Annotated in this window: 9 protein-coding genes and 1 pseudogene; all 10 read left to right on the forward strand. The window is 49.0% G+C overall.

Annotated elements, in window-relative coordinates; translation table 11 throughout:
- Positions 1-137 precede the first annotated feature (137 nt).
- On the forward strand, positions 138-1,043 hold the full coding sequence (locus MRBLPE1_RS13145) for an ABC transporter permease (protein WP_364145922.1): 906 nt from the start codon (positions 138-140) through the stop codon (positions 1,041-1,043).
- A 2-nt stretch (positions 1,044-1,045) separates the two neighbouring features.
- Positions 1,046-1,921: a carbohydrate ABC transporter permease gene (locus MRBLPE1_RS13150; RefSeq protein ID WP_364145923.1), complete on the forward strand. Its 876-nt coding sequence runs from the start codon at positions 1,046-1,048 to the stop codon at positions 1,919-1,921.
- Between the two features lie 72 nt (positions 1,922-1,993).
- Positions 1,994-3,586 (forward strand): ABC transporter substrate-binding protein, encoded by a 1,593-nt coding sequence (locus MRBLPE1_RS13155; RefSeq protein ID WP_364145925.1) that lies wholly within the window; start codon positions 1,994-1,996, stop codon positions 3,584-3,586.
- 76 nt (positions 3,587-3,662) lie between these two features.
- Entirely contained in the window at positions 3,663-6,314 is a 2,652-nt protein-coding gene (locus MRBLPE1_RS13160) for a glycosylhydrolase-like jelly roll fold domain-containing protein (protein WP_364145927.1), read from the forward strand.
- A 13-nt stretch (positions 6,315-6,327) separates the two neighbouring features.
- On the forward strand, positions 6,328-8,790 hold the full coding sequence (locus tag MRBLPE1_RS13165) for a glycoside hydrolase family 2 TIM barrel-domain containing protein (RefSeq protein ID WP_364145929.1): 2,463 nt from the start codon (positions 6,328-6,330) through the stop codon (positions 8,788-8,790).
- Between the two features lie 263 nt (positions 8,791-9,053).
- Positions 9,054-9,174 (forward strand): annotated as a pseudogene (locus MRBLPE1_RS13170) (MarR family transcriptional regulator); the annotation flags it as partial.
- Between the two features lie 363 nt (positions 9,175-9,537).
- On the forward strand, positions 9,538-9,990 hold the full coding sequence (locus MRBLPE1_RS13175; RefSeq protein WP_364145931.1) for a MarR family winged helix-turn-helix transcriptional regulator: 453 nt from the start codon (positions 9,538-9,540) through the stop codon (positions 9,988-9,990).
- Entirely contained in the window at positions 9,987-11,714 is a 1,728-nt protein-coding gene (locus MRBLPE1_RS13180) for an ABC transporter ATP-binding protein (RefSeq protein WP_364145933.1), read from the forward strand. Before MRBLPE1_RS13175 ends, MRBLPE1_RS13180 begins: the two co-directional genes overlap by 4 nt.
- A complete protein-coding gene (locus tag MRBLPE1_RS13185) occupies positions 11,711-13,477 on the forward strand; it encodes an ABC transporter ATP-binding protein (protein WP_364145935.1) in 1,767 nt (588 codons plus the stop codon). Before MRBLPE1_RS13180 ends, MRBLPE1_RS13185 begins: the two co-directional genes overlap by 4 nt.
- Positions 13,478-13,493: 16 nt before the next feature.
- The gene (locus MRBLPE1_RS13190; RefSeq protein WP_364145937.1) at positions 13,494-15,284 is read left to right on the forward strand and encodes a family 43 glycosylhydrolase; all 1,791 of its coding nucleotides are present in this window, start codon (positions 13,494-13,496) and stop codon (positions 15,282-15,284) included.
- Positions 15,285-15,329 lie beyond the last annotated feature (45 nt).

Raw genomic sequence — 15,329 nt, forward strand, 5'->3', positions numbered from 1 at the left:
CCACTCGTTAAGGAGTGGTTTTTTTTGAGCAAAAAACCCCGTGTTTTTTCTTTAAATAGCCCGATTGAGAGATTCGGCCACCAACTGTATATTTACAATGTAAGCGAAATCAACAATAAGATATTGGGGGGAATCAAGTGAAAGTTATCGCAATTCATCGATTTAAGGTGTATTGGCCGCTATATGTGATGGCGATTCCAGGAATCGTATTTCTCATTGTGTTTAAATTCATTCCGCTGACCGGAGCTGTAATCGCATTCAAAGATTATTCCGTGTTTAAAGGAATGCTCGATAGCCCTTGGGTCGGATTCAAACACTTCGAGGCGTTGCTGCAGCATCCCGACTTTGCCCGCGTGTTCGTTAACACGCTCATACTGGGATTTTTCAAGCTAGCGCTGGTCTTCCCTGTCCCTGTCCTATTGGCGCTCATGATTAACGAGATACGGAAGAAGGCGCTGAAGAAAGGCATTCAAACCGCACTGTATATCCCGCATTTCCTGTCCTGGGTTATCGTGGCCGGCATCGTGTTCGACTTTTTCTCCTTAAGCGGATTGTTCAACATCATTCTTGACAGGCTCGGATACGAACCGCTTCTGGCGATGCAGGAGAGCGAGTACTTCCGGCCGGTGTACGTGCTTAGCTCCATCTGGCGAGATGCCGGTTGGGGAACGGTTGTTTATATCGCAGCCATCAGTGCAATCGATCCACAGTTGTACGAATCGTCGATGATTGACGGCGCGTCAAAGTTCAAGCAAATACGTCATATTACATTCCCGTTACTACTACCGACCGTACTCGTGCTGTTCCTGTTGGAGATCGGTAACTTTATGGATCTCGGATTCGATCAAGTATTTAATCTAATTACGCCGATGACGTACAACGTCGGCGATATTCTAGACACGTACGTCTTCCGGACAGGCATTCAGCAAGGGCAATACAGCTTTGCAACCGCGGTCGGATTGTTCCAATCTATTATTGGCTTTATTCTTGTATTCGTCTTTAATCGAATATCGAAGAAAGTATCGGATGGGGGGCTTTGGTAAACATGTTCGAATCGAGAGGCGAAAAATTATTTGTCAACGCCATTACAATCGTTCTCATCCTCTTATCCATTATGGCGCTTATTCCGCTTTTGTCTGTCATTTCTACCTCACTTAGTTCCAAAAGCGCCGTAGAAATGAACCTGGTCACCTTGTGGCCAAAGCAGCTGACGTTCGACTCCTGGCTCTATATCATCGACCGTCCAGACCTGTGGCGCTCGTTCTTCCTGACCTTAAGCACGACGGTGATTGGAACGATTGCGGCCCTATTAATGACCGCGCTGCTGGCATACCCGTTATCAAAGTCGAAGTCGGAGTTCCGATGGGGAACCGTTATTATGATCGGCGTCGTCATCGCGATGATTTTCAAGGCACCGATCGTTCCATATTTCCTGACGATTCGAGGCATTGGTCTTTATAATAATCCACTTGTGCTGATCATCCCGCATATTTTAAACCCGTTCAACCTGATCATTATGCTAACTTTCTTCAGGCAATTCTCTAAGGAGCTTGAGGAGGCGGCTTTCCTAGAAGGTTGTGGTTACTTTCGGATGCTGTTTCAATTTGTGCTTCCGCTGTCTAAAGCAGTTCTTGCAACACTAGCATTGTTCTACGGAGTTTTGCTATGGAACCAGTTCCAGCACCCGCTCTTCTTCCTGCAGAATCCGGATTGGTTCCCGCTGCAAATAAAAATTCGGCAGTTCATTACCGACGACAACGTCATTATGGCCGGTGCCGCTTCAACGGTAGATCTGAACTATAATGAACGCACGCTCAGAGCAGCGACCGTTATTTTCGCGATCATTCCAATTATTGCAGTGTATCCGTTTTTACAGAAGTATTTCGTCAAAGGGGCTATGATCGGCTCCGTGAAAGGCTAAGCTTGAAAATTCCATCCGGTTTATAGGCAAAACGCCTTGAACATATCATTATGATCCTAAGGGGGAACAAGCATGAAGACTAAGAGAAGAAGCATGAAGATTAAGAAATTGGGGCTGCTTTTAACAGCTCTCATCCTGGCCATTACAGCCTTGTCTGGTTGCGGCAACAACGAGAACTCGTCCAAAGAGAATGAACAGAATCAAAAGGGCACAGCAGAGAGTAGTGTTGATATTGAAGTATGGGGTACGAATATCGGTTATAAGCCGATTGAGCAAGGAAGCAAGTTGTATGAGTTCTACAAAGAGAAGCTTGGCGTCGGCGTTATACACCCTTACATCGAATGGGGTGGAGGCACCAACTATCTAAATCAGCTTAACATGAAGATTGCGGCCAATGAAATGCCAGATCTGTTCATCCCCCAACAGGGGATTGAAGACAGCCTGGCCAAGAATGGTGCGATCGCGGACCTGACTGAGTTGCTGCCGAAGTACGCCCCGAATGTCATGTCTGCAATTTCGGAGGATATCTGGAATGTGGTCAAGGCGAACGATCCGACAGGTCAAGGTAAAATTTATTATATCCCGAGCATTGTGGAATACGGCAGATACGGGGGAATGATCCGTCAGGACTGGCTCGACAAGCTTGGTCTGAAAATGCCGACGACGCAGGACGAATATGTCGAGGTACTGAAGGCATTTCGGGACAAGGATCCGAACGGCAATGGAAAGCAGGATGAAATCCCGACAGGTGGCCGGGAGCAGGTACGTTGGATGGACCACCTCTTTGCAATGTACGGGGTCGCGATGTTTGAAGGTTATCCGGAGTGGGATATTTATAACGGCGAACTGACATATTCTGCGGTAACGCCTAACATGAAAGCGGCCTTGGCGTTCATAGCCGAGCTGTACAAGGAAGGCCTGATCGACAAGGAATCTCTTTTGAATACAAAGGATAAGTGGGAAGGGAAAATTCATTCGGATAAAGTCGGTAACTACTTCCATTGGGTCGAGCATGGAAGCCTAGTTTTTGAAAATCTCTATAAGAATGCAGGAATCAAGGCCCAGTACTCCGTACTCCCTCTTCCGAAAGTTGAAGGTTATGAAGGCTTCTATACGATGAAGAAGATTGCGAACGCGCAATGGGTTGTCAAGAACAACAAAGATGAGGCCAAGCTGATGGCCACACTGAAGTTGCTGAATAACATGTACGATAAGAGCAAATTTAAGGACCTTTACCTAGGCGTTGAAGGCATGCACTATACGATGAAGGATGGCAAAGCCGTCAAGCTTCCGGATGACAAGGCCAATCAGGAAAATCTGCTTTTGAATACGTACTCGAGTGTAGGAACGCTGGATATGACCGTTGATCTCTATAACAGTACCGCTTCAGAAGACAATAAGTGGGCAATGGATCAGGTTACCCGAAATATTCAGGAAGCACAGAAGTATGCGAAATCAATTGCAGGTGACGGTATGCCGGCAAGCATTTATGATGGCTTTCCGGACATCAATAACCGTACGTTGTACGCGGAGTATGCTAGCAAAATCATCATTGGCACATATTCGATCGATAAGTTCGACGAATTTGTCGAGAAGTGGAACCAGTCGGGCGGCGAAGAGGTTACAAAGCGGGCCAGAGAATGGCAAGCAAAGGTCAAGCAGTAGTGTGATCCAATGGACTGGAATTTAATGCTGGAACGCGCGCCTGTATGGGCGCGCGTTTTAATAAGGAGGCTAGCATATGAGCAATCGACTGAAGGAAGTGCTAGAGGGTCAGGAGCACAATTATATACTACCTTTTCTATGGCAACATGGTGAGGAAGAGCACGTTATCCGGGAAGAGATCGCCCGTGTACATGAGTCCGGTATTGGAGCCGTATGTATCGAGGCCCGACCGCATCCGGATTTTCTCGGATCTAAGTGGTGGACGGATATGGACATCATTTTGGATGAAGCACGGCAGCGCGGCATGAAGGTATGGATGCTCGACGATGATCATTTTCCTACGGGACATGCTGCAGGAAAGGTGAGGGAGGCACCTGAATCACTACACCGTAAATTTCTGGGCGAACGTTATATCGATACTGTCGGCCCTGCGCAAGGCGCCTCGCTGCTAATAGATACACTGCTTATGAGCGGGCTTCGGCCGACCTTCTCGAATACCTCACATGCAAACGGTAAGAATAAGTTGATTGCCGTTATCGCAGTCCGCCGTGATCCATCGAATGGCGCGTTGATTGATGACTGTGTCGACATCACGGAGTATGCGCATGACGGTATTCTGTATTGGGATATCCCAGATGGATATTGGCGGATCTTTATTCTATCCGAAAATAAGGATGGTGGTAGCGAGGCCCAGAAGGATTACTTAAACCCGTTGGAGCGGGATTCCGTACGTATTTTGATCGACACGGTCTACGAAGCTTTTTATGAACGGTACAAAGACGAATTCGGCAAGACGTTCGTCGGTTTCTTCTCGGACGAACCGGGCTTCTACAACGATAAAACAACCTTCGACTTCAACTCGAGGCCCGGTAAGAAAGGAGTGCCGCTGCCTTGGTGCAGCGAGATGCCGGCTCTGCTAGAGCAGGCACTTGGTGTGGACTATCGGAAGCAGTTGCATCTCCTCTGGCATGAGGCAGGCGAACAGTCGAACAGCGTCCGGTATGCCTATATGAATATCGTCAGCAAACTCTACGGGGAAAATTTTTGCAATCAGATCGGTGAATGGTGCAGATCACGCGGAGTTGAATATATCGGGCATGTACTCGAAGACAACAATGTTCATTCCAGACTTGGTCCTAGTACCGGACACTTCTTCCGCTCGCTGTGGGGACAGGATATGTCGGGCATTGATGTAGTGCTCTGGCAGATCGTGCCTGGATTTGATGAAATCTCCTTCCGTGGTGTCGGCGCGGAGACGGATAGCGAATTTTTTCACTATGGACTCGCGAAGCTTGGCGTGTCGCTTGGACATCTCGATCCCAAGAAGAAAGGCCGGACGATGGCCGAGGTGTACGGGGCGTATGGATGGACGGAGGGTCTAAAACTGATGAAATGGCTGACCGACCATATGCTCGTCCGCGGTGTCAATTATTTTGTCCCGCATGCTTTTACCCAGAAGGCTTTCCCTGATTCGGACTGTCCGCCGCATATGTACGCAAGCGGGAAGAATCCACAATTCCGGTATTACAAGCATCTGAACCATTACATGAATCGGATCAGCCACCTATTAACCGGCGGGAGCCACGTCGCGTCCGCGGCCGTCCTCTATCACGCCGAAGCCGAATGGTCGGGGGACGCGATGTATTTCCATAAGCCTTTAAAGACGCTCATGCAGCATCAGATCGACTGCGACGTAGTTCCCATCGATCTTATGTTGGAAGCTGCGAGCGTGAGCGACGGGCGGCTACTGATTCATCACGAGGATTTCAGCTGTTTGATCGTCCCTTATGCAGAAGCACTTCCGGCAGCGATGATACAGCGCCTAGTTCAATTGGCGGAGCAAGAATTAGCTATTCGGTTCGTGGACGGGCTCCCAGTTCGATCGAGCGAGGGGCACGATGTTTCTGCTGAGCTGTCTCAGCTTACTGGACACCGGCAGGTGAAGTGCGTCGCTCTGGAACAACTGGCAAAAGAACTGATTACAGACGGACATTACGATATTCGAGTGAATCAATATGAGCCGTATCTTCGAAGCTATCATTATGTGCATGACGGACTGGAAGTATTTATGTTCTTCAATGAGCATCCGAATCAACCGTTGTCGACGAGGATTACCCTGCCTGTCCATGGGGAGCTCTATGTCTATGATGCGTTCCTGAACCGTCTTACACGTTTGAGCGGAAAAGCGGAGAACGGCATGACGGATGTACAGCTGGAGCTTACCCCGTATGAGTCTATCATATTGCTCCATGGCAGCGATATTGACGGATTCACTACACTCTCTGGTTTTACTGCCGATGTGGAGCTCGAGTTTCGGGGCGATTGGTCGATTTCCATTGTCGATTCCGAGCACTATCCAAATTTCAAGGAATGGGGAACATTGACGGCGTTGACAAATATGAGTGGACGTGAGCAGCTGCCTCGTTTTACCGGCACCTTCCGCTATGAAACGGAGTTTGAGTGGAACGAATCCGCTGTCCGCGTGCTGCTGGACATGGGCGAGGTGTACGAAACGGCCGAAGTATGGGTGAACGGCGAACAAGCCGGCGTGCGGATTTGTCCACCATACCGCATTGAGATAGATGGCCTGATTAAGAAGGGCATCAATACGCTTGTAATCGAAGTGACAAACACACTGGCGAAGGATCAGCAGGACTTTTTGTCTGCCTTTGCTCAGCAAGAGCCGAGCGGCTTGATCGGGCCTGTCCGATTAATCCGTATCATATGAATTGGAGATTACCATGAATCGTACATCCTTTAACAAAAATTGGACAGTCGGCCCCAAAAAGGGTTTTTTTTCAGAAAAAGCTCATGCAAAAATAATACCGAAGACCGTTACACTGCCTCATGATGCCATGATCGAGAGGCATCGCAAGAAACCTGCAGTAGGGGAAGAAAGCGGTAAAAACGATTTCAATATCGGTTTTTACCCAGAAGGGGAATACGAGTATAGAAAGACGTTTTTTGTGCCTGACGTTTACAAAGATAAGAGAGTAACCTTTGAATTTGAAGGCGTGTACAGGAATGCGATGGTGTACTTGAATGGAGCTTTCGCTGGACAACATCCTTATGGCTATACGAACTTTTATATAAAAGCAGACCGCTACCTGAAATACGGCGAAGAAAATGAAATCAAAGTGATTGCGATGAACCATAAGGATTCACGTTGGTATTCCGGTGCAGGGATATACCGCAATACAAACCTTATTATAGGGGATCTAGTGCATATTGCCTTGGACGGCGTAAAAATTTCCACCCCGGACATAACGAATGACCGTGCCGTAGTCACCATAGGGACCGTAATCGAAAATGAAGGTCATCATACCCGAAGTGTTAACGTTCATACGACAATCATGGATAAAGACGGTAACATCGTTGCCAGCGATACGATACCCGTTACTTCGTTCGCTGGAGAACGTGCGACATTTCGCCAGCGCTTGAATGTCAGATCGCCTCAACTTTGGAGCGTTGAACAGCCTCATTTATATACGTGCTGGACTCGTATTGAAGAAGAAAACAAGTTGGTGGATGAGGAGACAAATTCGTTCGGAATCCGTTCTCTTACACTGGATCCGGACAGAGGGCTTAGTATCAATGGCGAAGTTGTGAAGTTGCGCGGAGCATGCATTCATCACGACAACGGCGTGATCGGAGCTGCTACGATCGATCGGGCCGAAGAGCGCCGTGTCGAAATTCTAAAGCAAGCGGGCTTCAATGCGCTGCGAAGCGCTCATAACCCGATAAGCAAGGCGCTTCTTGACGCGTGCGACCGTCTCGGCATGCTTGTTATGGACGAGAGCTTTGATATGTGGAGCTCAACAAAGGTAGAAAACGATTACGCGATTCATTTTCCAGTTTGGTGGGAGCACGATATCCAAGCGATGGTAGATAAGAATTACAATCACCCCTGTGTCATTATGTATTCAATCGGGAATGAAGTTCCGGAAGCGGGTAAGCCGATTGATTCTGTTTGGGGACATAAACTGGCAGAAAAGATCCGGTCGATTGACAACACCCGTTTCATTACAAACTCAGTCAACTTCATTATTTCCGTTATAGAAGAACAATTAAAGTTGACGAGCGAGAACCAGGCCGCTAACGATGCAGGCATTAATACAATGATGAATAACATCGGTCAGGCGATGGCAGCTATTAATACGTCCGAGCTCGCCACGCGTCGAACGTCAGAATCGTTCGGCTATGTGGATATTGCAGGCTATAACTATGCGGAGGCACGATATCTGGCTGATAGGGCGCGGTTTCCTAACAGAGTGATCGTGGGCAGCGAGACTTTTCCTTCGATGATCGATATGAATTGGAAACTGGTAAAGGAGAACAGTCATGTTATTGGCGATTTTACTTGGACGGGCTGGGACTATCTGGGCGAAGTGGGTATTGGGCGGATCAAGTATGATCTTAACGAATCTGGCGGTTTTATGGGGGCATACCCTTGGCTTACGGCTTGGTGCGGCGATATTGATATTATCGGTAACCGGCGCCCGGTATCGTATTACCGTGAGATCGTCTTTGGCCTTCGCAAAGATCCGTATATCGCGGTTCAACGCCCCGAGTATTACGGTAAACAACCTATACTGACCAAATGGAGCTGGAGCGATTCCGTATCTAGCTGGTCCTGGAACGGTTTCGAAGGAAAACCGATCCGGGTGGAAGTGTATGCCGATGCGGATGAAGTTGAGCTGTTCGTGAATGGCAAAGCGGCAGGAAAGGCAGCTGCAGGAGAAGAGCACAGATATAAAGCTGAATTTGATCTCAACTACGAGCCAGGAGAAATCATGGCCGTAGCCTATACGGATGGTCAACCAACCGGCCGAATGACTCTTTATTCAGCAACTGGCGACGTCCAGTTGAACGTAGAAGCGGACCGGAAGGAAATCGTCGCATCCGACCGTGACCTGTCGTTTGTAACGATCAGTTTGATGGACGTCCAAGGGAATCTATACAACAGCGCCGACCGTAAAGTGAAAGTCCAGGTTGAGGGGCCAGGTGTTCTGCAAGGATTCGGCAGTGCGGATCCAAAGTCTACGGAAAATTTCTTTGATACCGAACGTACAACTTTTGATGGGAAAGTGTTGGCTGTTGTACGTCCCAAGGATGCTGGAATGATCACCGTGACGGTAGCTGCAGACGGGTGCGACCCCAGGGTCATACAGATCAAGGCTGTTGCAAACGAAATCGAAAATTAATCGAATCAAGTAAGGTGCTATCTTTCCCGCCGAAGAATTTGAATAATGGTTAATTGCTTAATGCTTGGAAAAAGGGAGGAAAAGATATCAAAGGCCACAATAAAGGATTGAAATTATAAACTGCACAATCAACAAATTGGAATCCGCGCAAGCGATTTTTTATTTGTATTAATCGTGTAAGATTCCGGAAATCCTCTCAGCACTTTTTTTGCTTATTTTGCTTATTCGCGTAGGGATTGGGATCAAGTTCTTGTCATCCGACAACAACAGCTGTTCGTGCTATCCAGAAACTTGAGATCTTCGGAGAAAGGAACAACTGTTTGACCATCTATTACAAGGGAAAACGATTATTCCAATGTGGTCGCACTATCCGGATTCTCGGAGTTTACTGAGACATTTAAGAATCAAAATGCGCCTGAAAATATGATAGCCTACTTGAGATGAGGATTTGACTTAAAACAATTAGAAATAGCGCAAGAACGGAAAAAAAGAAGATCTGGTTACGGGTCGGGGAAAAGAATGAGAGAGCAATTCTTTCAAGAAGAGAGACACCTCAAGGGCACCCTTCGGGCTTACAAGACACCCGAGAGGTGTTTTTTGTTATCCAAGCGTTCCAAGAAGTCGTAATAGTGATAGCGAAAAAGTCTTCAAAGTGTTAGTGGGGGAATGCGCGATTTTTTACAATCAAATCAGATCGAATAAATAAGTAACTTACCTATTCGATTATTATCGCGAAAGGAGAGTCACATGGATCACGAATCGTTGGAGCTGATGAAGGTTTTCGGGCGTCTGTACCGCAAAAATATCGAAACCCGCATAGACGCTGCTAACCGAAAAGTAAACCAAGCCCGGATGTTGTTGATCCTCATGGAAAGAGAGCAAGACCGTATGAGCGTGATGGAGATTAGTGAGTATTTGGGAGTGACTTCTCCGTTTGTATCCCAACTGTTGAACGATATGGTCGAACGGGATTTGATCGTTCGCGCCAAAGATCCGATAGACCGTCGGGTCGTTCGGGTTTCATTGACCGAGAAGGGAAAACAGCAAGCTTCAGATGTTCTCCAATATTCGCGCAAGCTTTACGAAGGGTTGGCAGAGCATCTGGGCGCCGAGGAAAGCCGCATGTTGTCCAATCTGCTACAGAAATCGATCGATTATCTAGATACCCGAATATACGATTCGGAGAAGGGGCGTTCATGACCTTATTATTGCGATATTTGAAGCCTTACAAGAAATCAATTACGGAGCTTCTCATCCTGATGTTCGCGGGGATCATGCTCGAACTGTATTTGCCTACGCTGATGGCCAACATGGTGGACTTCGGCATCGCGAAAGAGGATATGGATTACGTCTTTCAGACCGGCGGGTGGATGATCTTCTGTTCCATCTTCGCGGTGGCGCTCACCGTTGGCGTGAATTACCTCTCTTCCGGAGTTGCGCACGGTTTTGGCAAAGATTTGCGTCGCAATTTGTTCATCCAAGTACAGAAGTTCTCCTTGCAACAATTCGAACGCTTCGGCCCGGCTTCGCTGATGACGCGAACGACGAACGACATCCGGCAAGTGCAGGATTTGGTCAACGCGCTGTTCGGGACGATGACCCGTGCGCCGATCATGCTTCTGGGGGGCATCATTCTAGCGTTCTATCGGGATTCGATGCTTTCCTTGGTTTTTATCGCCGTTTTGCCGGTATTGGTAGGAATTATTTTCTTAATTATGCGTAAGGCCGTTCCCTTATTCGGTTTGTTGCAGTCGAAGACGGATCGCTTGAATCTAATCATTCGCGAAATGTTAAGCGGCATGCGCGTCATTCGTGCGTTTAATCGGACGGAATACGAGAGCGGGCGGTTTAACGAGGCGAACGAAGATTATCGCGATACGGGCATCAAGGTGAACAAAATAATGGCTTATCTGTTTCCCTTGATGACCATGGTGATGAGTTTAACGAATGTTTCGATTGTCTGGTTCGGCGGATTTCGAATCGACCAAGGGCACATGCAAATCGGCAACCTGATGGCATTCCTGCAATACGCGATGATGATTATGGTCGCTTTGATTATGTTATCGATGATGTTCGTCATGATTCCGCGAGCGCAAGCTTCCGCCAATAGGATTGCCGACGTGTTGCGGCTCGAACCGACGATCGCGGACGCCGGGAGCAACGAGCTTGCAAACGAGATCAAGGGCCGTATCGAATTCGCGGAGGTCACCTTTCGTTATCCCGGAGCCGCGAATCCGGCGCTTCGATCGATTTCGTTTCAAGCCGGACCGGGTGAAACGACGGCGATTATCGGAAGCACGGGTTCGGGCAAGACGACGCTGCTGCAACTCATTCCTCGCTTATATGACGTAGAGAGCGGTGCGATACTCATCGATGGCGTGGACATTCGGAATATGCCTCAGCGATCGATCAGGTCGCGCATCGGGTACGTCACCCAGAAAGCGTCCTTATTCCGGGGGACGATTGCGGATAATGTGGCGTTCGGCCAAGATCGGCTATCACCGGAACAGCTGGAAGAAGCACTTCGGACCGCGCAGGCTTTGGATTTCGTCCGTTCGAAGGAGAAGGGTTCGGAAGAAGAAGTCGCGCAAGGAGGAGTCAATTTCTCGGGGGGCCAGAAGCAGCGGTTGTCGATTGCAAGAGCTCTCGCGAGAAAACCCGCCATCTATTTGTTCGACGATAGCTTCTCGGCGCTAGATTATAAGACGGACGCCGAGTTAAGGAGAGCGTTGAAGCAGGTCACGGGGGATGCCACGATCTTGATCGTCGCCCAGCGGGTCAGCACGGTGAAGGACGCCGATCGGATTATCGTGCTTCACGAGGGAGAAATCGCCGGCATCGGAACCCACGAAGAGTTGCTGTCATCAAACGGCATTTATCGGGAAATCGTTGCTTCCCAGCTGACGGAGGAGGAGAGCGCATGACGGGAAACAAAGGAAACACGCTCCGGAGGTTGATGGGGTACCTCAAGCCCCATCGAGGCAAACTGGCGTTCGTCGGGTTCGCGGCTATCGCGGGCACGCTATTCAGTGTCGTCAATCCGAAACTGCTCGGGGACGCGACGAATTTCTTGTTCGACAGTTACAGGGAAGGTACGGGTGTGGATTTCACTTGGCTCGGCAAATGGCTAATCGGGATGATCGGACTGTATGCCGCTTCTTCGTTCTTTTCCTTTTTGCAGCAGTACGTCCTGGCAAGCGTTGCCCAACGGGTAACCGCGACGTTGCGACAACAGGTAACGGAGAAAATGTCGCGCCTGCCTCTTCGGTATTTCGACCGGCATTCCCAGGGTGACTTGCTCAGCAGGGCGGTTAACGACGTCGATAGCATCAATGCTTCTCTTCAGCAGGCGATCTCTCAAATTATGAGCTCGGTCCTGACCGTCATCGGGATCGTCGTGATGATGCTCTATATCAGCCCGTGGCTCACGATCGTGATCGGTATCACCCTGCCGCTCAGCGCGTTCGTGATGAGATGGATGGCCGGCAAATCCAAGAGGTTTTTTGTTAGTCAGCAAGCGGAATTAGGCAACGTGAACGGACATGTAGAAGAGATGTTCGGTGGCCATCGGGTCGTGAAAACGTATGGGTACGAAGAGGAAGCGATTCGATCCTTCGATCAGATGAATCAGAAGCTCTATGAAGCCGGAAGGAAGGCGCAGTTCGTTTCCGGCCTGATGATGCCTTTGATGACTTTCGTCGGCAACATCGGTTACGTAGTGGTCGCCATCGTCGGCAGCGTTCTCGTGTTGAACGGGAATATGCGGATCGGCTATGTTCAAGCGTTCATCCAATATACGCAGCAGATCAATTATCCGATGATGCAGGTGGCTGGCATCATGAATTTGATCCAGACGGCGATCGCTTCCGCCGAGAGGGTATTTCGCGTTTTGGATGAAGAAGAGGAAGACCTGCACGAGCCGTCGATCGGCCCTGCCGGCGAAATCGAGGGAAGCGTTAGCTTCCGGAACGTCAGCTTCGGTTACGAGAAAGCCAAGCCGATCATTCGCGGATTCGATCTTGACGTGAAGGAAGGCCAGACCATCGCCATCGTCGGACCGACGGGTGCGGGCAAAACCACGCTGATTAACCTGTTGATGCGATTTTACGAGGTCGACGAAGGGAGCATCTTGCTGGGCGGCGTCGATTACAAGGACATGAGCCGTGAGCAAGTCCGAAGCCGATACGGCATGGTCATTCAGGATACGTGGCTGTTTAACGGAACGATCCGGGACAATATCGCCTACGGAAGCCCAGGAGCGACGGAAGAAGACATCGTCCGGACCGCCCGAAGCGCTTACGCGGACGATTTTATCCGCAAGCTGCCAGACGGCTACGGTACGATGCTGGGAGAAGACGCCTCGAATATATCGCAAGGGCAAAAACAATTACTAACGATCACCCGGGCGATCCTCGCTGACCCTACCGTCCTGATCCTCGACGAAGCGACGAGCAGCGTCGACACTCGGACGGAGATGAATATTCAGAAAGCGATGAAGGAATTAATGGCCGGCAGAACGAGCTTCGTCATCGCCCACCGGCTGTCCACGATCCGGGATGCTGATCTGATCCTCGTCATGAACAACGGCGAGATCGTGGAACAGGGCAACCACCCTGAATTATTGGAACATAGAGGCTTTTATGCGGATTTGTATCATAGCCAATTTAAAGAAAAAGTAGCGATCTGAAGAGGAGCGAACGACAATGACGTATATGTGCAACCCGATCAATATGGAATACAAATATCAATTCACCGAATTAAGAGGGCTTAATGTCACTTATAGGGAAGCTGCGGATCCTTCAATGATTTTGTTCAAAGGCCAATATTATCTGTTTCCTTCGATGACGGCAGGGTTTCTTGTCAGCGACAATTTGACCGATTGGACCTTCCACCATCTGAAGGATGTGCCGGTTTACGACTATGCCCCGGATGTTCGGGTCATCGGAGAATATGTATATTTTTCCGCATCGAGTAAATCCAAGAACTGTTCCTTCTACAGAACGAAAGATCCGCTTAACGGCGCGTTTGAAGAAATCGAAGGGATATTTCCCTTCTGGGACCCGAATCTGTTCTTGGATGACGACGGCAGGGTTTATTTCTACTGGGGATGCTCCAATGTCACGCCGCTTTACGGCGTTGAACTAAATCCGGAGAATATGAAGCCCATCGGGGAACCGATCGCCCTCGTGCAGGGCAATACTGCGGTTATCGGCTATGAAAGAAATGGCGAAAATCACGTACCCAGACCGCCGGAACAGGTCGAGGAGATGGTTAAAAACTACGTGAAAATGAATCCCGGCGTTACGGAGGAGTTCTTGCAAATCATCAGGAAGTCCCTCGGGAATGCAGATCCGTATATCGAGGGGGCGTGGATGGATAAGCATAACGGCAAGTACTATCTCCAGTATTCCGCACCCGGGACGCAATATAACGTGTATGCGGACGGGGTCTACATTTCGGACAACCCTCTCGGGCCGTTTACGCTAGCGAAAAATAATCCGTACTCGTATAAGCCTGGAGGTTTTCTACCAGGAGCAGGACATGGATCGACCATGGAAGATCAACACGGAAATTGGTGGCATGCTTCGACGATGAGAGTCAGCGTCAACCATATTTTTGAAAGAAGGATTGGGCTTTGGCCGGCAGGCTTTGATGAAGACGGGGAATTATTTTGTAATCAACGCTATGGTGACTGGCCGATTCGGATCGACCAAGCTGCCATGAATCCATGGAACAATCCGCAGTGGATGCTTCTATCCTATGGCAAGCCGGCCAAGGCGTCTTCCTTTGAAGAGGGGAAAGGGGCTTCAAAGGCTACGGATGAGAATGTACAAAGCTGGTGGAAAGCAGCAACCTATGAGCCTGGAGAATGGCTTGAGGTTGATCTGAAGCATGTATATGATGTGCATGCCGTACAAATTAATTTTGCGGATGATCAGATGAATCTTCCGCTTCCTGATGGAGCAACTCTACAGCAAGTTGGAGAAATAAGAAGATACATTGACGAGCGGAAGTATGTTACAAGGTGGCTTCTAGAGGGCTCGACGGACGGCAACTCCTATTTCGTAATCGAAGATAAATCAGAAGCTGCAACCGATTTGGCACACGATCTGATCGTCAAGGACGAGGGGGTCAAGGCCAGGTTTATTAGATTAACGGTAAAGGAACTTCCTTATAACCAGTCCGCATGCATTTCCGGTCTTAGAGTGTTCGGGATCGGACATGGAGAGCAGCCGAAACAAGCAATCGCTGTCCAAACAGAACTGTTAGGCGAACTAGATCTATCCGTAACGTGGAATGAGCTTGACGATGCCATCGGTTACAACGTGCTCTGGGGATATGCGCCGGATAAACTGTATCACAGCCATATGGTATTCGGCGTCAACCAGCGTACTATTAAAGCGTTGATCAAAGGAGAACCGGTTTATGTAAGGGTGGATAGCTTCAATGAAGTAGGGATAACAGAAGGCGAAGTACGCAAGGCGATCGGGTAAATCGGCTGATAATAGCAATGAAAAGGGGTCCCGGCAATTGCAGGG

The sequence above is a fragment of the Paenibacillus sp. LPE1-1-1.1 genome (assembly GCF_040676435.1).
Lineage (GTDB): Bacteria > Bacillota > Bacilli > Paenibacillales > Paenibacillaceae > Pristimantibacillus.

Bases quoted from the DNA above. Each gene is read 5' to 3' on its own strand.
- MRBLPE1_RS13165 (WP_364145929.1), top strand. From the start codon at position 6,328: ATGAATCGTACATCCTTTAACAAAAATTGGACAGTCGGCCCCAAAAAG.
- MRBLPE1_RS13160 (WP_364145927.1), top strand. From the start codon at position 3,663: ATGAGCAATCGACTGAAGGAAGTGCTAGAGGGTCAGGAGCACAATTAT.
- MRBLPE1_RS13155 (WP_364145925.1), top strand. From the start codon at position 1,994: ATGAAGACTAAGAGAAGAAGCATGAAGATTAAGAAATTGGGGCTGCTT.
- MRBLPE1_RS13190 (WP_364145937.1), top strand. From the start codon at position 13,494: ATGACGTATATGTGCAACCCGATCAATATGGAATACAAATATCAATTC.
- MRBLPE1_RS13185 (WP_364145935.1), top strand. From the start codon at position 11,711: ATGACGGGAAACAAAGGAAACACGCTCCGGAGGTTGATGGGGTACCTC.
- MRBLPE1_RS13180 (WP_364145933.1), top strand. From the start codon at position 9,987: ATGACCTTATTATTGCGATATTTGAAGCCTTACAAGAAATCAATTACG.
- MRBLPE1_RS13175 (WP_364145931.1), top strand. From the start codon at position 9,538: ATGGATCACGAATCGTTGGAGCTGATGAAGGTTTTCGGGCGTCTGTAC.
- MRBLPE1_RS13150 (WP_364145923.1), top strand. From the start codon at position 1,046: ATGTTCGAATCGAGAGGCGAAAAATTATTTGTCAACGCCATTACAATC.